Genomic DNA, 18795 nt, shown 5'->3' with positions numbered 1-18795 from the left:
GCCGCTCTGTTTTTATGTGCTTATGGTGGCTTTAGTTTGGTTGAAACCCGTTCACTGGAGCAAAGCTCTCACATAACTACGTCTTACTCGCAAGCCAAGACCGGGCTTATGTCGTAAGTCTAGGTTACGCTCGAGGCTTTCCCGCTCTAGTTCACGCTCTGATCTTGAAACCCGTTCACTGGAGCAAAGCTCTCACATAACTACGTCTTACTCGCAAGCCAAGACCGGGCTTATGTCGTAAGTCTAGGTTACGCTCGAGGCTTTCCCGCTCTAGTTCACACTCTGATCTTGAAACGCGTTCACCAATACTGATTTCTACATATAACTACGCCTTGTTGCCAGTCGCTGGCGACTGTCTGCCAAGTCTAGGTTATATTGCGAAATCACCCGTATTGGCTCACGCTCTGTTTTTTGAAACGCGTTCACCCTCATTGTCTTCTTGTATAGCTACGAATCTCTTGTGTGTCTAACGACACCCGGCAAGATTCTAGGCTATACGCGAAGCCAAAACATGAGGCTTCACGCTCTATTTTTTATTAATCGTGTTCGTGTGACGGTGGGGATGTTGTTCAACTTATCAATTAAATAATATTGTTGTTCGGCGCTAAGGTCGTTAGTGTCTACCATTGTATAGGCGTAATTATCTTTTGCTCGATTCACTAGATTTTCAATATTAACGCCTTCTCCGGCGATAATTGTAGAGATTTGGCCTAACATGTTAGGGACGTTTTGGTGGATTAATGTGAAGCGAAAGGCGCTGGTAAACGGTGATTGTACATTAGGTAAGTTCACAGAATTACGAATATTGCCGGTTTCTAAAAATTCTTGAGTTTCAGCCACAGCAATTCGGGCGCAATTGATTTCAGCTTCAACGGTAGACCCGCCAATGTGCGGCATAATCGTCACGTCTTTATGACCCAAAATTTGATCGTCACTGAAGTCTGTAATATATTTACGCAATCGACCGTTGTTTAAATAGGTCACTGCATCTTGATTTGCCACGATGCCTAATCGTGAGAAGTTTAATAAAACGGCATTTGGTTTCATAACTTGCAGTTCTTGAGCATCAATTAAGCCTGTGGTTTCAGCGTTTTTAGGCACATGAACTGTGACAAAATCTGCATTGTGCAAAGCGGCGTCTAAAGTTTTGGCCCGCTTTACATTTTGCGAAATATGCCAAGCCGCATCCGCTGATAGATAAGGATCATAGCCGGTTACCCGCATGCCTAAGTCCACGCCAGCATTGGCTACACGAGAGCCCACGTGGCCTAAACCGATAACAGCGAGTCTTTTGCCTAGTAATTCGGTGCCGTTAAATTTCGTTTTCTGCTGTTCTGTCCGCAACGTGATGTCCGCACCAGCTGTCGCTTGTCCAGCCCAAGTCGCCGCATCAATGATATTACGATTGGCGATAATCATACTGGCAATCACAAGTTCCTTAACGGCATTGGCATTACCACCAGGGGTATTAAAGGCTACGGTGCCATTTTCCAAAGCTTTATCCAAAGGAATATTATTGTATCCTGCCCCACAGCGGGCAATACACTTTAGATTTTCAGGTAATTTATGATCATGCAAATCTACACTACGAATTAAATAGGCATCTGGTGTGTCACTTTCATTGATCACATAATCTTCCGCAAATTCTGCTAACCCTTGAGGGGCAATGGCGTTAAACGTTTTAATATTATACATTAATTTTCCTCCGTTATTTTGGTTGTTATTGACGCTGCTCATAAGCTTTTAAGAAAGTAACTAGGGCTTGGACCCCTTCAAGGGACATGGCATTATACAAACTTGCTCGCAGACCGCCTACTAAGCGGTGCCCTTTTAAATTCAGTAAACCGGCGGCACTCGCTTTTGTAATGACGTCTTGATCCACAGCGGGATCATCGGTTAAAAATGGGATATTCATTAAAGAACGTGCGGTTTTTTGAACAGGTGTATGAAAAAGTTTAGATTGGTCTAAAAAGTCATATAGGCAGGCTGCTTTTTGCTGATTAATCGCGGTCATCGCAGCCACACCGCCTTGTTGTTCTAGCCATTGTAATACCAAATCAGCCACATAAATTTGAAAAACCGGCGGCGTATTTAAAGCAGAGTCCTTTTTGGCTAAAGCGGTGTAGTCCAACATGCTCGGCAGGTTATCGGCGGTTTGCTGCAACAGTGCTTTTTTGATAACAACAATTGTTAAGCCCGCTGGCGCTAAGTTTTTTTGAGCCCCGGCATAAATCACATCAAAGGCTTCATATGGATAAGTTTGCCCTAAAAAGTTAGAAGACATGTCGGCTACTAACGGTGTCTTGGTTTCGGGCAGTGACCAATAGGCTGTGCCTTCAATTGTATTATTGGTTGTAATGTGTAAATAATCGTAAGTATCTTCTAATACTTCTGGAAATTCTGGAATATTCGTGTAATGATTATCTTCAGATGATGTTAAAACATCTACCGTCAAATCTTTTAACTTCGCAGCTTCTTCAATGGCCCGTGCTGACCAATGGCCACTATCTAAGTAAGCAACCCGATGGTACTTAGTGGCTAAGTTCAAAGGTAGCATTGTAAATTGTAATGTTGCGCCACCTTGTAGGAACAAAACATCATAATCTACTGGTGACAAGGCCATCAATGCCAATAACCGTTGCTTGGCACTTTGATAAACGGTTGTGAATAGGTCTGAACGATGAGAAATTTCTAAGATACTCATGTTAGAATTTTTAAAATTTAACATTTCTTTTTGTACTTGTTCAAGTACGGTTTTTGGCAGTACTGCTGGTCCAGCGGCAAAGTTATATGTGGTCATAACAGACCCTCCAATTCATAAAATAAAAAGCACCCACGGCAAGCGTGAGTGCTTTAGGAATTTACGTTATTAACTCATCCCTCGGCCTCACGATAAAGGCCAAGGACACGTGAAATTGGCCTACATCAGATTGATGAAGACCATGAGGAAACTTGTTCAAATGTGACAGTATTTAAATTAATTGGCTTTGTCATATTAGAATCCCCTTAAAAAATTGTTAATTACATATTAGCAACAAAATATAAAAGTGTCAACATTCAAATTTTTTTGTTAGAATTTGATAAACTAGAGAAAAAGGTAGGCGTTATGAACTATGACTGAATTTTACATTGTCCGCCACGGCAAAACTGATGCAAATTTAGCCGGCATCAAACAAGGTACCATTAATACTCCACAAACTTATCTAAATGCGTTAGGCAAACAACAAGCGCAAAATTTACATAAAGCCCTTGATTTAACTGGCTTTGACCAAATAATTGCCTCACCGCTGATCCGCACTAAACAAACCGCCGAGATTTTAAACCAAACTGCCCAGTTGCCCCTTAGCTTTGATCCTCGACTGTTAGAAATTTCTTATGGTGATTGGGACGGCCAACTTAATGCCGACTTGGAACAACGTTTTCCGGATTACTTTGACGCTCTAATCCATGACGTAAAGCCTAGTTATGCCCACGTAGCCTTTGGTGAAACTTTTGAACAAGTGGAGGCTCGGGTTTTAGATTTTACTTTAGCAACCGCTAAAAAATACCCTGCCCAAAAAATTGTGGTGGTGACCCACGGCTTTACCGTTCGTAGTTTTGCGATCAACGCCACCCATAGTACCGGATTAACTATTTTAGAACCTGACAACTGCAGTGTCTCGAAACTGTTAGTTACCCCAGAAACTGGCGCCCAGCATTTAGTGTATTATAACCGTGCCGCTGTCAACCACTTCTGACTAAAGTCGGAAGCCTGTGAGAATCACATCTAACATTGAACTTTTAATTTTTTAGAAAGGCGGCGTAGCCTATGACCGGTATCAAAGCAGCGCTAACAGCTTATCAAAAGCTTTCACCAGCATTACAGCAAGACTATAATGTTGCTTATAGCTATCAATGTCTGCGTCGCTATAAGGGCTCAAATTTGAGTCAGCAGACCCAATTAAGTGATGCCTTACTAAAAGCGATTCATACTGCCAAAACGACACGGGCTTTGACAAACGCCCAGCAACAAGCGCAAAAACTTTGTCAAGACTATGCGGCAGCTGATTATTTAACCGCCAATCCTAATTTGAAACGGCAATACACCAGCTTATGCACACACTTTGCTACAGAACCGCTAGTCCCTTTAACTCAACGAATCGCTACCTTTAAAACAGCTTTTACAGCAGCTATGGCCACCGCCCAAAACCAACTTTTTGATCAAGCTTTTGCGGTTTTATTACGCTATGCGCATAGTCCCGCAGCAAATCGGCGGCAGCCCGCCTGTTATCAAGCCTATCAAAACTTAAAACAAAGTCTACGCCAGCAAGATTACCCAGTTGTTCGCCAGGCAACGATTGTTCTGAATAATGTCTTAACCATCAGTAACCATCCGTTTCCCCGAGTATCACTGGCCATTAAAGCAGCCACTAAACCCATTACGCCACCGGTAGCCACCCCTATTAACGGCACGCCAGGATTGACTTTAACGCCAATTTCTGCACCAGCCGGACCGCTTTATTTTATGTAATCAGTGACCGTATTATTTCCTGAAAACAGCGGCTAAGGTCATTGTATAATTTAGGTAAATTATTGCATTTTAACCAATTAACGTTCGCATTTTGTATATGAAACAGATATAATGAAAACTAGCAACTTCAGCGTTGCGTATGGAAGGATTTATTATGGTTTTTAAACGAAAAAATTCAAAAAAAGCATTGGCTGAATCAGAAGCAGTACCTGTAACCTCCAGTCCAGAAGTGATGCCGGCTCAACCAGAAACAAGTCCCGAACCGACCGAGCAAGCACCTGCGCAAAACACGCAAGCCTTAGATTCTATTTTGGAAAACTTAGAAACTGCCACAACTCACGATCTAGAACCACAACCCGAACCGCCCAAACGTACAGAGCCGACCCACGAGGCTAGCCTAGGTCAGTTAAGTGCTCAGCGGGCAGAAACCGAACAACAGGTAAAAGGCTTAGTTCAAGAATTAGATCGGGAAGCTGGTATTTTAAAGATACGACTGTTGGCTGAAAATAAGGCCTTAACCAAAGTGGTCCAAAGCTTACAGGCAAACTTAGACAAAGCTACCACGCAACAACCTGCCATCCCGGCTGCCGCAAATCCGGATACAGAATTACAGCGTCGAGATTTGCAAGATTACCAGAATTTATTACAGGAAAATCAAACCCGGTTAGCAACTTACTTTAATGGTCAGACGTTTATTCGACCGTTAACTTTTCTGATCAACACCAGTTATTATATTTTAAGTCCGGACTTAAAATTAACTTTATCTGATGTGGATAGTTACGCCCTGCGCCGACTAAAAGAAACATTTACTAGCAACCAAGTTTTATTAAATATTATTACCACAAATTATAATGCCAACTTGAGTCAAATTTGGCAGCAGTATCAAACTACCGGATTAGTTGCTCCAAAAGCGAAATTATTAAATTTATACCAAGACTTACAAACCAGTGCTGTTCAGCCACCTGTTACTAAAGTTCAGATTCCAGATAAGGCCACTTGGGTTCATAATGTTAATGGCCCACTGGAAACAATCAGCGATGACCATGGTCATAAAATTATGGTTATCAAGCGACGGGATAATAAGAGCTTATGGCTGATCACGTATTTTTGGGAAGATAAGCCGATCAAAAGAGATATTTTTGACACTTATGGCCGGCTGTCGGTGACGCAGATGATTGACCGCACAGACAGTCAATTTGTCACTAACGAAACGTTCTACCGGGATAATGGGTCGATTGTGCTGATCAAAGATTATGATCATCAAGGGCGCTTACAGATTCAACTGCTTAATGAAGCCAATATTTTGATTGATATTTTTGCCACAGAACAAGACTTAATTGCTTGGTGGCTAAAACATAAAGTCTTCCAGACCGACAGCTGTGTTGTCCTAGGTTTAAACGAACCGCTACTGGCAGAACTCAGCGCTTTGAAAGCCAGTCATTTGGAACTTTGGCCTTTAATCACTGAAGACGACTTGGGCTCACCGGCATTTGCCGCTTTATTTGACGGCCAAATCCGCGTCCACAATGTCTTAGCCAGTTCACCAACGGTCGAAAAAGCCATTATTCAATATACGAATGATATTCGTGTTTCTACTGTTATGCCAACATCAAAAACGCAGCAACAATTCAAAGTTGTACTGCCAAAACTATCTTAATTATTGTACAAAGGGGTTGGGCACCACATGACCAAAAGATTATCGACGACACAAGTCGTTTATTTAGCTTTATTAATTGCTTTAAATGTAACTATTGCACGGGTTTTCTTAATTCCTGTGCCAATGACTCGGGGAAATATCAATCTCTGCGATGCCGGTATTTTTATTGCGGCGATGCTCTACGGTCGCAAGCAAGGCGCCATCGTCGGCGGTTTAAGTGGTTTATTACTGGATTTAATTTCTGGTTATGCCCAATATATGATTTTTTCATTAATCGTCCATGGACTAGAAGGCTATATTGCCGGTTTTCTGGCTGAAAAAGGTAAAAATTCCCGTGCTGCCCGCTTCACCGGGATGGGGATTGGTGTCATTGTGATGGTTATTGGTTACGCCATTACAGATACGATTTTATATAATTGGTCTGCTGGCTTCTTAAGTATTCCGATGAATGTCATCCAAGGTATTGCCGGTGGTTTAGTGGCTTATCCTTTATTTGTCAGTATCCGTAAATTTGCACCCCGCTTGTCACATTAATTATGACAAAAGATACGAGCCAACAGCCAGCACAGCCTTTTTTAATTGGCGAAGATTTATCCGCATTGGGCCGAATTTCACTTGGTGCTGCACTACCAATTTTCGCCAAAACCAATATTCCTACTGCATTAGCACCCACAACTTTATTGTCCGCACAGACAGAAGGTTTTGGTACTGTTGAAAGTCAAAGTTTATTGACTTGGCTGCCCGAATTATTTGCCCATTGGCAACGGCAAAACATTAATCTATCCGGTGCTCTAGTGGGCTACTTAGGTTCAGAAGCATTGATCAATCTATTCGAAGCCTATCTCAGCCAACAAAACTTGCCGATTGTTTTAATCGATCCAGTTATGGGTGATAGCGGTAAATTATATCCTAATATTAATGCAGCTAATGTCACCGCTATGTCAGCTTTAATTCAAACGGCCACCGTTATTACACCAAATTTGACGGAGGCCCAGTTTTTAACCGGTCGCCCCGGAACGACTACCGTCACAACCGCCGAATTACAAGCAATTTTTCATGATTTAACTTTGTTGACCCATAATAAAGCGCAGATTGTGATCACCGGTATTCCTTATGAAGCTCAAATTTCAACAGTTTGGCAAAAAGGCAGCCAGCTCCAGCAATTGCAGCAACCAAAATTAAGCGGTCATTTTTATGGCAGCGGCGATACGTTTGCGGCAATTCTAGCCTGTCAGCTTTATGCTAAGGTGCCCTTTGATCAAGCAGTTAAAAGGGCCTGTGATTTGACTTATGTCGCTTTGAAACAAACCGCCGATAGTCACATTCAACGGCGATTCGGATTACAGTTAAGTGCACTATTAACCCAGCTTTAATCAAAATAAAAGGTTGCTCAAAAATTAAATTTTTGAGCAACCTTTTTTATTCAACAATAATGACGACCCCAGATGTCCAAACTCCGATGCTGGTCAGCCATTAAGGCCACTTCTGGTAAATGGCCCCAGCGTTCAAAGCCATTTTTTTGGAACAAAGCTTGGCTCGGTTTATTATGGCTAAAAATATAAGCGACTAACGTTTCCAGATTAAGGCGCTGCAACTCAGTGCTTACAAAAGTTAATGCCTGTTGCCCTAAGCCTAAATGCTGGTAATCATTAGCGATATAAATACTGATCTCGGCGGTTTTGTAATAAGCTGGCCGGCCATAGAAGCTTTCTAAGCCCACCCATCCCGCTGTTTGTCCATCAACTTTCATCAACCACAGCGGCCGTTGCGCCGGATTATAGGCTTGGAACCAGGCTTGTTTAGAGGCCACGGTTACCGGTTTTAGATCTGCAGTGGCTAAGTGTCCTGGGATACTCTGATTATAAATTGCGACAATCTCCGGTAAATCCACAGCTGTGGGGTAAATAAAAGCTGGTTTAATCATTGTTTTAGCCATGTTAACTATCCTCTCACAAGAATTGATGTTAAGTATTATAACGCAATTATTCTGAGTTAGCCACGTCCCATTTCAATGTCAGTTTTAAGCCAAAAAAAGACAGTGTCAAAAGTTAGTTTTTGACACTGTCTTAACTTGTAAGCGAAAACTACCTACGGCACAGGCCTAGGTTAGTGCTCGAGGCTTTCCCGCTCTAGTTCACGCTCTGATTAAACGCGCTCACCAACACTGATTTCTACATATAACTACGCCTTGTTGTTAGTCGCCAGCGACTACCTACCAAGTCTAGGTTATATTACGAAATCAGCCCGTGTTGGTTCACGCTCTTTTACTTGCCATAGCTTTTATCCCTGAGAGAATAAATGTTGGTAGGGCTGGGATGAAGATAACGGCTAGATAAAGTGTTGGGGATAAAGCTGCTGTGCCCATAACTTTATTAAAGAATGGCATTAGTGTGACTAGGATAGAGCTGGTTGCTGCAAAGGCAACGGCTAGATTTAATCGGCTATTTTCAAACGGTTTCCGGGAAAATAGTGTTTTGTTGCTCCGGGCGTCAAAGATGTGCCATAGTTGCCCAAATACTAAGGTCAAAAAGGCAACGGTCTGTGCTTCAGAGACTTGCATCCCTTGTTTAGCTGCCCAGATAAATGCCAGGAAGACCATCAAGCCCATGACTGTCCCCCGCACAAAAATCCGTGGTAGCATACCAGCTAAAATAGACTGCTTAGTATCCCGAGGTCCTTGTTTCATCAAGTCACCTTCCGGCCGATCGTAGCCTAAAGTAAAGGATGGCAAGGAATCACTGATCATATTCACCCATAAAACCATCAAAGCGGTTAAGGTTGGTGTTGTTTCACTAATATTGCCAATTGGGGCAGTGATTAAAATAACCCCTAATACTAATGACAGTACTTCAGCGACATTCGTAATCAGTTCTTGACGAATGAAATTACGAATATTGGCAAAAATCCGACGCCCTGCACGGACTGAATTTTCAATTGTTGTAAATTTATCATCCAACAAAACTAAATCTGCAGCATCTTTTGTGACTTCCGTACCATTAATTCCCATGGCGATGCCAATATCAGCTGCCCGCAGTGCCGGTGCATCGTTAATGCCGTCCCCAGTCATTGCCACAACTGCTTCATGTTTTTGCAGCTGTTTAACGATCCGTTGTTTGTGTTCCGGTGAAACTCTCGCGTAAACATAAGTGTCCGGTACAACTTGGAATAGTTCTTCGTCTGTCATCGCTTCAATTTCGCGGCCTTCAATCACTTTAGCTTGTTTGCTGTCCACAATGCCTAATTGATAAGCAATGGCCCGGGCAGTTGCCCCGTGATCGCCAGTAATCATGACCACATGAACCCCTGCTGCATTCAAATTCGCTACGGAAGCTTTCACTTCTTCTCTTGGTGGATCAATAATGCCGGCAATACCTAAGATCGTCAAGTCTTTTTCCAAATCTGCTACAGTTCCGTGTAACGCGGTGGCTTTATCCACTTGACGGACGCTGACAGCTAGTGTCCGCAAAGCATCATTGGCAAATTCTAAAATCTTGCTATCAAATTTTTTGCGATACTCGGCCACGGGTTTCACCACGTTATCTAACATAATTCCGGTGGCGTTTGTTAAAATCACATCCGGTGCCCCTTTGGTGATCACTTGATACTGCCCATTTTTTTCGATAACCACACTCATCATTTTACGTTTGCTATCAAATGGCAAAAGCCGGATAACATCAATGTCTTGATCGTCATTTTTTTCCAACAGCGCACTTCTTGTAATCCCAGCTTTAGCCGCCAGTACAACAAGTGAAACGTCTGTAGGATTACCATAAGGCTGCCAATTTTGCGTTTCATCTTGGCGGATTTCGGCTTCATTATTTAAAACAGCCGCTTCTAAGAAGGCTTGATAAGGTACATCATTTGTCAGCGGTGTAATTTCGCCCAAAGGATCGTAACCTCGGCCTTCAACGGCAAAAGTAGCGTTGTTCGCCCAGAAACGAACAACCGTCATCTGATTTTTAGTTAAAGTACCCGTTTTGTCAGAAGCAATGTAAGAGGTTGCCCCTAGCGTTTCTACACTACTTAAAGACTTGATCAGCCCATTATTGCGGGCTAACATAGTAGCGCCAATGGTCAAAACGATGGATAAAACAACGGGCATCGCATCTGGAATCGCCGCCACAGCCAAAGCAATGGCGCTGGATAAGATTTCTGGAATTTTGGTCAGAACAATGGTCCCCGTGGCAAGATATTCTTTAATTAAGTCATATAAAATCGTGAATACAATGATGCCACCTGCCAGAAACATCAGTTTTTTAGCTAAGGCATTCACATTTTTTTCGATCGGTGTCTTTTGTGTTTTGGAGCCTTGCAGTAAATCAGCAATTTTGCCTAATTCCGTCTGCATCCCCGTCGTTACCACCACACCGATGCCGTTGCCGTTAACGACCGTGGACCCTGAAAAACCCATATTCTTACGATCGCCTAATTGGGCATCTTCTGCTAAAACTTCCGTAATTTTGTTAATACCGTCTGCTTCGCCGGTGAGATGAGATTCGTTAACTTGCAGTTCCGAAACTTTAAGCCAGCGCACATCTCCTTCAATAAAGTCGCCCATCTTAACATTAATGATATCTCCAGGTACCAATTGTGTCGTATCCACGGGCTGCCAGTTGCCATCCCTTAGAGTATTGATATGGTGATGAGACATTTCTTGTAGCGCCGCTAAGGATTTACGGGCGCTGTTGGCCTGATAAAATGAAATGAAGGCATTCACAAAAATAATGACCGCAATGGCAATTGCTTCATAGACTGAAGCCCAGGCGTGACTCGTATTTAAAGTCACTTTAAAATCATAAACGGCACTGAAGCTCGCCAAAATGATCGCCACGAGCAACACGATCACAATCGGTTCTTTAAAGCTTTTGAAGAAAAGTTTTACTTTTGAAACTTCTGCTTCTTGTGCCAATTCATTAGGTCCGTATTGTGCCAATCGCCGCTGGGCTTCTTTATGGCTAAGCCCCATTGTCCGTTCAACATTTAAGTTTTTAAGGGTTTCTTTTGTCGTTGCTGTATAAAATTTCATCCGTTACCTCCTTAAAAAAACGCCAGTCAAAGTTCAGTCGTCTTAGGCTGGGCTTGGCTCGCGTTTTTGGTTTTCCTATTTCGTTAGTTCTAGTTTATCATGATAATTATAGTTCACGCAAGCTTTTCTTATGATGATTATTACATAAAACTAATTCTTCCTATATACATTATTTCTAGATTCTAACCCGTTCAATCCGTTATAATAGGCCTAATTAGCAAAAGTTCCCTATAAATCTAGGAAGGTGTTTCATGTGAAACCATATTTCAACGATATCACTCAAGCCGGCTACCATCAAATTCAGCAAGAAATTCTTCAGTGCCAAGCACAACGGCCCGCCCGAATTAAAGCGCTGCAAGTTGCTAGAGCATTGGGTGATTTATCCGAAAATGCCGATTACAGTGCCGCCAAACGCGATTTGCGTCATTTAGAAAGTCGGTTGCGCTATTTGGAAAAACAACTGCGCTATGCCAAAATTGTCACCCCCACCGATAATGATCAAATTGAAATTGGCAAAGATGTTGTCTTGGAATTTCTAGACGACCACGAACAAGAAACTTATCATCTAGTCGGCCTGCCAGAGGCTGACTTACCCAACTATAAAATCACACTGGCTTCGCCTTTAGGCCGGGCTTTAAAACAGCAGCGGCCCGGGGCAATTGTCACCGTCACCGCACCAGCTGGTGATTACCAAGTAAAGATTATCGATGTTTTTTTAAGTTAAGCATTTGCGGCTACTTTGACGACAGTCACCTCATTTTTAGCCAAAACAGCCGCTGTAGCTGCCGGCAGGCTCTGGTCGGTAATCACGGTGTCCACTTCCGGCAGTGAAAATTGATGCACTAGACTAGGTTGTGTGAATTTAGTGGCGTCGGTTAAAATAATTAGTTTTTGTGCATTTGCGGCCATTGCTTGAACAGTATCTGTACGCATAATGTCATTGCCAAAGAAACCAGCCGTCGGATCAAAGCCATCGGTACCAATAAATAAGTTGGTCACCCGGAAGTTGGCCAAAACCGCTTTAGCTAAAGGGCCCACCACGACTTGCGCATCAGGCTGATATTTCCCGCCTAGCACAAATACATCTAAATTCGTATATTGGGCAACGTAATTGGCAATAAAATATGAAATTGTAATGATGGTCACATGTTTCCCCTGTTTGCCTAACGCCTCCGCTAAAAGCGCACAGGTTGAGCCGGATTCAATCATGATCGTCGCTTGATCCTGTACCATATCCGCTGCCGCCTGGGCGATTTTTAGTTTCACTTCATAATTTTGTGCCAAACGATAATTTAAATCATTAGGGTTGTTAATGACCGCATAACCGTGCTGTCGTCGTAACAAGCCTTTTTTTTCTAGTGCCGTCAAATCCTTTCGAATCGTAACTTTAGAAACATTAAGCTGTTGGGCTAATTCGTTGACTTCTATTTTTTGCTGTTGATTCACAATTTGCAGTAGATCATCAATTCGTTTATTCATTGAAAAACCTCCATAATTATGTCTAGTTTAGCATAATTTTTAAAATTATTATTTTTTCAAACGAAAGCTATATTAGTTGCGAAAGAAAATATTTATGTTATACTACAGGTAACGAAGTTCGAAAGGTTGTGATCACCATTGACATCCCAAACAGCAACAAAAGGTTTAATTTTTAACATTCAAAAATTTAGCTTAAATGATGGCCCCGGCATTCGTACCGTCGTCTTTTTTAAAGGTTGTCCCCTACGATGTCAATGGTGTGCCAATCCAGAATCTCAAAGCGGCCGACCGGAATTAATGACGGCAGCAGCTGGTACTAAAAAAATTACGGTGGGTACTTATCAAACGGTTCCCGAAGTATTGACTGAAATTTTAAAAGATAAAGCTTTTTACGACCAATCTGGTGGTGGGGTTACTTTTTCTGGCGGCGAAGTTTTAGCCCAAGCGGATTTTGCCATCGCCTTAGCCCAAGCGGTCAAAGGACAAGGGATTCACTTAGCTTGCGAGACAACCGGTCATGCGCCTTTTGACGTTTTTAAAGCATTCATGCCTTATTTTGATCTCATGTACTTTGACTGTAAACACTGGAATCCTCAAGTACACCTACAAGGTACCGGTGTCACCAATGACCTTATTCTAAAAAATCTGCGTCAAGCATTAGCGGCCAATGTGCCTCTAAAGATTCGCATCCCTATCATTCCTGACTTTAATTACAGCCTAGACGACGCCAAACATTTTGGTGAACTTTTCCAAGAATTAGGCGTTAGTGAGGTTGAATTACTGCCGTTTCATCAATTCGGCTTAAATAAATATCAACAGCTGGACCGGCCCTACCGCTTAAAAGACACGCCCCAACTTCACGGCGAAGATCTATTGGCCTTTCAAGCAACCTTAGCACAGTATCAAGTCACCGCTAAAATTAATAGCTGGTAATCTAAAATAGTTTCGTACGAAAGTTATCGCTCAAAAATTTAGGAGGTTTTCACATGTTATCCAATGTCGAACTTAAAACTACTGACCCGAAACACCCTTTTGGTAAACTAACACCTAGAATGCAGCATTACCGGGACAAAATTTTAGATGCCAAACCTTATGTAGATGCACAGCGGGCGATTTTAACGACACAGGCCTACCAAGCCCATCAGCAGGAACAAGTAGATTTGTTACGGGCCCATGTTTTAGCACATATTTTGGAAAACATGACTATTTACATTGAACCTGAAACTTTATTAGCCGGCAATCAGGCACAAAGTAATCGTTGGGCCCCAATTTTTCCAGAATATTCCATGAATTGGGTTATTGACGAATTAGACCAATTTGAAAAACGGCCTGGAGATGTCTTTTATATTACAGAAGCCACTAAAACGCAGCTTCGAGAAATTGCGCCTTTCTGGAAAAACAACACTTTAGAAGATCGGGGTTACGCAGCTTTTCCAAAAGCCAGTCGCCTTTTTTACGATCTAGGTATTATTGGCGCTGCCGGTAACATTACATCCGGTGACGGCCATATTGCTGTGGATTATAATAATATCATCACTAAAGGTTTAAAATGGTACGAAACCCGGGTTCTAGCTGAAAAAGCAAAATTAGCGCTCACAGATATCAACGATCAGAAGAAACTCTACTTTTATGAAGCCAGTTTAGTTGTCATTAAAGCGGTTCGAGATTTTGCAAAGCGTTATGCCCAATTAGCTGAAACCCAAGCCAAAACATGTTCTGATCCAGCTGAAAAACAAAATCTATTAACGATGGCTGAGATTTTACACAAAGTCCCGTATGAACCCGCTACTACATTTAGAGAAGCGGTTCAAGCAGTTTGGTTAACACATCTCATTTTACAAATCGAATCCAATGGCCACTCTGTTTCCTACGGCCGGGTGGATCAGTATTTAAACCCTTTTTACGAACGAGATTTAGCCGCTGGTATCTTAACAGCGGATCAGGCTACGGAATTATTAACAAATTTATGCTTAAAAACTTTAACCATTAATAAAGTTCGGTCTTGGGGCCACACGCAATTTTCTGCGGGCAGTCCGCTTTATCAAAATATTACCATCGGTGGCCAGACTGTGACTGGTGAAGATGCGGTCAATCCTTTATCTTATTTAATTTTGAATGCGATTGCCCAAGCTCATTTGCCTCAGCCTAACTTAACGGTGCGTTATCATAAAGGCTTAAGTGATGACTTTATGCAGGCCTGCGTGGCGGTTATTAAAGAAGGTTTGGGGATGCCCGCCTTTAATAACGATGAGATTATTATTCCGTCCTTTATGGCCCGGGGGGTTAAAAAAGCTGATGCGTACAATTATAGTGCTATTGGCTGTGTTGAAACCGCTGTCCCTGGTAAATGGGGGTATCGGTGTACCGGGATGAGCTTTATTAATTTCCCTAGAACTTTATTAATTGTTATGAACGGTGGCGTGGATCCGGAATCTGGTGAAAAACTATTGCCGGATTATGGCCACTTTACGGATATGACCAGTTATTCACAATTAGCCACAGCTTGGGATAAATCCTTGCGAGAAATGACGCGACAAAGTGTCATCATTGAAAACAGCTGTGATTTAGCCCTAGAACAGAACTATCCAGATATTCTTTGTTCCACGTTGACTGAAGACTGCATTGGTCGGGGCAAAACCATTAAAGAAGGCGGCGCAATTTATGATTTCATTAGCGGCCTACAAGTGGGGATTGCCAATTTGGCAGATAGTTTAGCCGCTATCAAACGCTTCGTTTTTGATGAAAAGCAGCTGAGCACTACCGACCTTTGGACTGCACTACAAAATGATTTTGCCGGGCCAGAAGGTGAAACGGTGCGCCAGTTATTATTAACGGCGCCAAAATATGGCAATGATGATGATTTTGTGGATCAATTAATCGTTGACGCCTATGCCCCTTACATTGATGAAATCGCTAAGTACAAAAATACCCGCTATGGTAGAGGTCCAATTGGTGGCTTGCGTTATGCCGGCACCTCTTCAATTTCCGCGAATGTGGGCCAAGGCCATAGTACACTAGCTACGCCAGACGGCCGTCATGCCAGAACCCCATTGGCGGAAGGCTGCTCTCCAGAACATGCTATGGATGTGGATGGCCCTACTGCCGTGTTCAAGAGTGTTTCTAAACTGAACACTAAAGAAATCACCGGTGGCGTCTTATTAAATCAAAAAATGTCGCCACAAGTTTTACGAACACCTGAGAATTGTGAAAAACTGATTCAATTGATCCGGACTTTCTTTAATGCGCTCCACGGCTACCATGTTCAATACAATATTGTTTCTAAAGCAACGCTATTAGAAGCTCAAGCACAACCCGAAAAGCATCGTGACTTGATCGTTCGTGTAGCCGGTTATTCCGCTTTCTTCGTGGGCTTATCTAAAGAAACTCAAGACGATATTATTGCCCGGACAGAACAAGCTTTATAATAATCTAAAAAAAATAAGCACTCACTTAAGTAGACTCTTAAGTGGGTGCTTATTTATATACCGACTTTATAGATCAGCTAATTCTTTTAAAAATTCAGCTCTGGCTTCTGGGGTTGATGTCTCTACGCCATCAAAGTGCCGCCAAGTTGTTTGTTCAGCGTGTAAGCCTAATTCAGGCAGCAAACTGTCAATAAATTGTCCTTGAATTGAATCTGTAAATTTAGACCATGGTGATTCAGATGTGGTAATGACTGTTGTTTTCTTAATATTGGTTAACAAGCCATGCCAGCCCGTATCATCAATATTATAAGCAAACCCTGGTAACATAACCTTATCAATGAAGCCCTTAAGAATTGCTGGTACAGTTGACCACCAGATCGGAAAAATAATAATTAATTCATCTGTCTGCTTCAACATTGCTTGATAATCTTTTACTAATGGATAAGGCGTTGTGCCTTTATTAAATTGTGCTAATTCGTCGTTATCAAATACGGGATTAAACTTATCTTGGTACAAATCAATGACTTGATAAGCCTCTTTGTGGGCTGCAAAATTCGTCGTTAACGTTTCCAAAATACCATGATTAAAGCTTTTTGCCCAAGGATGGGTATATATAATTGTTTTCATATTGAATAACCTCCATCATTTATTACTTTAAATTATAGTTTTCATTGCATTCGCTTACAAGATTACTTGGTAAATTCTCATTCCAGACTATTAAAAAACTTATTTAAAGTGAAATAGTGAATATGTGAAAAACCTAATTATAATATCCATTTAATAAAACCAACGAACCCTATCAACTATTGAACTTTTCATTGCCTTGAGACTTATTTTAGAGTAACATGTTCATGTACATAATCGCTTTTTTAATGATTTTCTAATATTAAAGTTAATAAAATTGTGAGCCTTGTATTAGTGCATAAAACTGAAATTGGATTGTCCTAGACAATCTGTTTTTTTGAAGGGGAAGAAGAAATGCAGAGAAAATTAAGTGCTCGACAAATGCGTATGATCGCATTAGGGGGAACGATCGGGGTTGGTTTATTCATGGGGTCCGGCTCCACAATTAAATGGACTGGCCCATCCGTTCTAATCTCTTATGCCATCGCTGGTCTGTTCTTATATATGATCATGCGGGCCTTGGGGGAAATGTTATACGTTGACCCTGACACCGGCTCGTTTGCGAAGTTTGCCAGTGAATATATTCATCCTATTTTTGGCTATTTAACCGCTTGGAGTAATATTTTCCAGTTCATCATTGTTGGGATGAGTGAAATGATTGCCATCGGGGGTTATATGGAGTTCTGGTGGCCAGGTCTACCCGCTTGGATCCCTGGATTAATTGCCATTACCTTCCTATGTATTGCCAATTTAATTTCCGTTAAGATGTTTGGGGAATTGGAATTTTGGTTCTCACTCATTAAAGTTGTCACCATTGTTTTAATGATTATCGCTGGTTTAGGGGTTATCTTCTTTGGCCTAGGGAATCATGGACATGCCATTGGTTTAGCCAATCTTTGGCAAAACGGCGGCTTTTTCACCGGTGGCTTTAAAGGTTTTGTCTTCTCATTAGCGATTGTATTGGCCTCTTACCAAGGGATTGAACTGATTGGGGTTACCGCTGGTGAAGCCGAAAATCCCCGCGAAACATTGGTCAAAGCCATTCATTCGACAGTTGCCCGGATTTTAATTTTTTACATCGGCGCTATTTTTGTCATTGTGACTATCTATCCTTGGAATAAGCTTTCTCAAATTGGCTCTCCATTTGTCCAAACCTTTGCCAAAGTTGGGATTACAGCCGCCGCTTCCATCGTCAACTTTGTTGTAATTACAGCCGCTTTATCCGGTTCTAATTCCGGTATTTACAGTGCCAGCCGAATGGGTTACACCTTAGCCAATCAAGGCCAACTGCCACGGAAATTCTTATTATTAAACCGTCATGGGGTACCTTTTTATACCGTTATTTTCACATCTATCGGTATTTTGTTAGGGGTCGTTTTAAATGCCCTATTGCCGCTTATTTATCCCGCCGCCATCAATATCTTCGTCATGGTGTACAGTTCCAGTGTCCTACCAGGGATGGTCCCTTGGTTTGTCATTTTAATTAGTCAAATGCGCTTTAGAAAAGAACATCAAGCCATCATGGCCGAGCATCCCTTTAAAATGCCCCTATCACCAATCTCAAATTGGCTGACACTCGCCTTTTTAGTGATGACCTTAATCTTTATGTTCATTAACCCAGAAACACGAATCTCAATCATCATCGGCGTCATCTTCTTAGCCCTCATGTCCTTAATCTACTGGCGCAAGTACCACGGTAAAAAACCACCAGAAATTGATTAAATCAGAGCGTGAAAGGGCACGGTTTGACTTTGAGCATAACCTAAAATTACGCTGGAAGCCCGTCCTTGGCTTACAAGTAATTTGTAGTTATGTGAAAAGTCAGTGGCCTTGAACGCGTTTAAATCAGAGCGTGACCAAAGACGAGTTGATTTTGAGCATAGCCTAGGCTAACGCCGTGAGCGGGCTTCGCTTACAAGTTAGACGTAGCTAAGCGCAGAAATCAGTCTTTGGGAACGCGTTTAGAGCGTGAAAAGTCAGTGACCTTGAACGCGTTTAGAGATAATATGAAATGACCCCCTAGATTGCCAATTCGGGGATTCAGGAAGATAATGTTTATAACCAAAACAAACAC

At 42.0% G+C, this 18795-nt stretch carries 15 protein-coding genes; 9 read left to right on the top strand and 6 right to left on the bottom strand.

All coding sequences use genetic code 11. The features are described from left to right. Window positions 1-519 precede the first annotated feature (519 nt). Window positions 520-1695, bottom strand: a complete 1176-nt coding sequence (locus EKM93_RS08515) for a phosphoglycerate dehydrogenase (RefSeq protein ID WP_125714954.1) — start codon at window positions 1693-1695, stop codon at window positions 520-522. A gap of 25 nt (window positions 1696-1720) precedes the next feature. Continuing rightward, window positions 1721-2800 carry a 3-phosphoserine/phosphohydroxythreonine transaminase gene (serC, locus tag EKM93_RS08510; protein WP_125714952.1) on the bottom strand — a complete coding sequence of 360 codons (1080 nt, stop codon included), beginning with the start codon at window positions 2798-2800 and terminating at the stop codon, window positions 1721-1723. 313 nt (window positions 2801-3113) lie between these two features. Here serC and EKM93_RS08505 point away from each other — a divergent pair, with 313 nt between their 5' ends. The 5 genes from EKM93_RS08505 to EKM93_RS08485 all read left to right on the top strand — a co-directional run bounded on the left by EKM93_RS08505 (window position 3114) and on the right by EKM93_RS08485 (window position 7540). After that, complete coding sequence (locus tag EKM93_RS08505; protein ID WP_125714950.1) at window positions 3114-3737, top strand: histidine phosphatase family protein; 624 nt, start codon at window positions 3114-3116, stop codon at window positions 3735-3737. A gap of 71 nt (window positions 3738-3808) precedes the next feature. After that, entirely contained in the window at window positions 3809-4510 is a 702-nt protein-coding gene (locus tag EKM93_RS08500; protein WP_125714948.1) for a hypothetical protein, read from the top strand. A gap of 154 nt (window positions 4511-4664) precedes the next feature. Then, on the top strand, window positions 4665-6167 hold the full coding sequence (locus EKM93_RS08495) for a hypothetical protein (protein WP_164507038.1): 1503 nt from the start codon (window positions 4665-4667) through the stop codon (window positions 6165-6167). Between the two features lie 27 nt (window positions 6168-6194). Then, complete coding sequence (locus tag EKM93_RS08490) at window positions 6195-6701, top strand: ECF transporter S component (RefSeq protein ID WP_125714944.1); 507 nt, start codon at window positions 6195-6197, stop codon at window positions 6699-6701. Window positions 6702-6703: 2 nt separating this feature from the next. Continuing rightward, window positions 6704-7540 (top strand): PfkB family carbohydrate kinase, encoded by an 837-nt coding sequence (locus tag EKM93_RS08485; RefSeq protein ID WP_125714942.1) that lies wholly within the window; start codon window positions 6704-6706, stop codon window positions 7538-7540. Between the two features lie 50 nt (window positions 7541-7590). On the opposite strand, the gene EKM93_RS08480 is transcribed toward EKM93_RS08485, so the two are convergent. Continuing rightward, on the bottom strand, window positions 7591-8103 hold the full coding sequence (locus EKM93_RS08480) for a GNAT family N-acetyltransferase (protein WP_225423673.1): 513 nt from the start codon (window positions 8101-8103) through the stop codon (window positions 7591-7593). Between the two features lie 318 nt (window positions 8104-8421). Then, window positions 8422-11193: a cation-translocating P-type ATPase gene (locus EKM93_RS08475; protein WP_125714940.1), complete on the bottom strand. Its 2772-nt coding sequence runs from the start codon at window positions 11191-11193 to the stop codon at window positions 8422-8424. Window positions 11194-11446: 253 nt separating this feature from the next. On the opposite strand from EKM93_RS08475, the gene greA reads away from it, so the two are divergent. Next, window positions 11447-11917 carry a transcription elongation factor GreA gene (gene greA, locus EKM93_RS08470; RefSeq protein ID WP_125714938.1) on the top strand — a complete coding sequence of 157 codons (471 nt, stop codon included), beginning with the start codon at window positions 11447-11449 and terminating at the stop codon, window positions 11915-11917. Here greA and EKM93_RS08465 read toward each other — a convergent pair. Beyond that, window positions 11914-12672 (bottom strand): DeoR/GlpR family DNA-binding transcription regulator, encoded by a 759-nt coding sequence (locus EKM93_RS08465; RefSeq protein WP_125714936.1) that lies wholly within the window; start codon window positions 12670-12672, stop codon window positions 11914-11916. The genes greA and EKM93_RS08465 overlap by 4 nt on opposite strands. Window positions 12673-12810: 138 nt before the next feature. Here EKM93_RS08465 and EKM93_RS08460 point away from each other — a divergent pair, with 138 nt between their 5' ends. Next, entirely contained in the window at window positions 12811-13605 is a 795-nt protein-coding gene (locus tag EKM93_RS08460) for a glycyl-radical enzyme activating protein (RefSeq protein WP_125714934.1), read from the top strand. Between the two features lie 53 nt (window positions 13606-13658). Then, complete coding sequence (locus EKM93_RS08455) at window positions 13659-16097, top strand: glycyl radical protein (protein WP_125714932.1); 2439 nt, start codon at window positions 13659-13661, stop codon at window positions 16095-16097. A gap of 66 nt (window positions 16098-16163) precedes the next feature. Here the strand turns inward: EKM93_RS08455 and EKM93_RS08450 are convergent, their stop codons facing one another. Further along, entirely contained in the window at window positions 16164-16724 is a 561-nt protein-coding gene (locus EKM93_RS08450) for an NAD(P)H-dependent oxidoreductase (protein ID WP_125714930.1), read from the bottom strand. A gap of 351 nt (window positions 16725-17075) precedes the next feature. Between EKM93_RS08450 and EKM93_RS08445 the strand changes: the two genes are divergently transcribed. Continuing rightward, window positions 17076-18443, top strand: coding sequence for an amino acid permease (locus EKM93_RS08445; protein ID WP_125714928.1), 1368 nt, complete (start codon window positions 17076-17078; stop codon window positions 18441-18443). The last annotated feature ends 352 nt before the right edge of the window (window positions 18444-18795 follow it).

Source organism: Agrilactobacillus yilanensis, assembly GCF_003946725.1.
Classification (GTDB): domain Bacteria; phylum Bacillota; class Bacilli; order Lactobacillales; family Lactobacillaceae; genus Agrilactobacillus; species Agrilactobacillus yilanensis.
The sequence above is the reverse complement of the archived record's forward strand: the minus strand, read 5'-3'. Positions and strand labels throughout refer to the sequence as shown.

What these genes read in the sequence shown, in the direction of transcription:
- EKM93_RS08480 (WP_225423673.1), bottom strand. Translation starts at nt 8,103, where the DNA reads ATGGCTAAAACAATGATTAAACCAGCTTTTATTTACCCCACAGCTGTG.
- EKM93_RS08485 (WP_125714942.1), top strand. Translation starts at nt 6,704, where the DNA reads ATGACAAAAGATACGAGCCAACAGCCAGCACAGCCTTTTTTAATTGGC.
- EKM93_RS08490 (WP_125714944.1), top strand. Translation starts at nt 6,195, where the DNA reads ATGACCAAAAGATTATCGACGACACAAGTCGTTTATTTAGCTTTATTA.
- EKM93_RS08505 (WP_125714950.1), top strand. Translation starts at nt 3,114, where the DNA reads ATGACTGAATTTTACATTGTCCGCCACGGCAAAACTGATGCAAATTTA.
- serC (WP_125714952.1), bottom strand. Translation starts at nt 2,800, where the DNA reads ATGACCACATATAACTTTGCCGCTGGACCAGCAGTACTGCCAAAAACC.
- EKM93_RS08515 (WP_125714954.1), bottom strand. Translation starts at nt 1,695, where the DNA reads ATGTATAATATTAAAACGTTTAACGCCATTGCCCCTCAAGGGTTAGCA.
- EKM93_RS08495 (WP_164507038.1), top strand. Translation starts at nt 4,665, where the DNA reads ATGGTTTTTAAACGAAAAAATTCAAAAAAAGCATTGGCTGAATCAGAA.
- EKM93_RS08445 (WP_125714928.1), top strand. Translation starts at nt 17,076, where the DNA reads ATGCAGAGAAAATTAAGTGCTCGACAAATGCGTATGATCGCATTAGGG.
- EKM93_RS08500 (WP_125714948.1), top strand. Translation starts at nt 3,809, where the DNA reads ATGACCGGTATCAAAGCAGCGCTAACAGCTTATCAAAAGCTTTCACCA.
- EKM93_RS08450 (WP_125714930.1), bottom strand. Translation starts at nt 16,724, where the DNA reads ATGAAAACAATTATATATACCCATCCTTGGGCAAAAAGCTTTAATCAT.
- EKM93_RS08475 (WP_125714940.1), bottom strand. Translation starts at nt 11,193, where the DNA reads ATGAAATTTTATACAGCAACGACAAAAGAAACCCTTAAAAACTTAAAT.
- EKM93_RS08465 (WP_125714936.1), bottom strand. Translation starts at nt 12,672, where the DNA reads ATGAATAAACGAATTGATGATCTACTGCAAATTGTGAATCAACAGCAA.
- EKM93_RS08455 (WP_125714932.1), top strand. Translation starts at nt 13,659, where the DNA reads ATGTTATCCAATGTCGAACTTAAAACTACTGACCCGAAACACCCTTTT.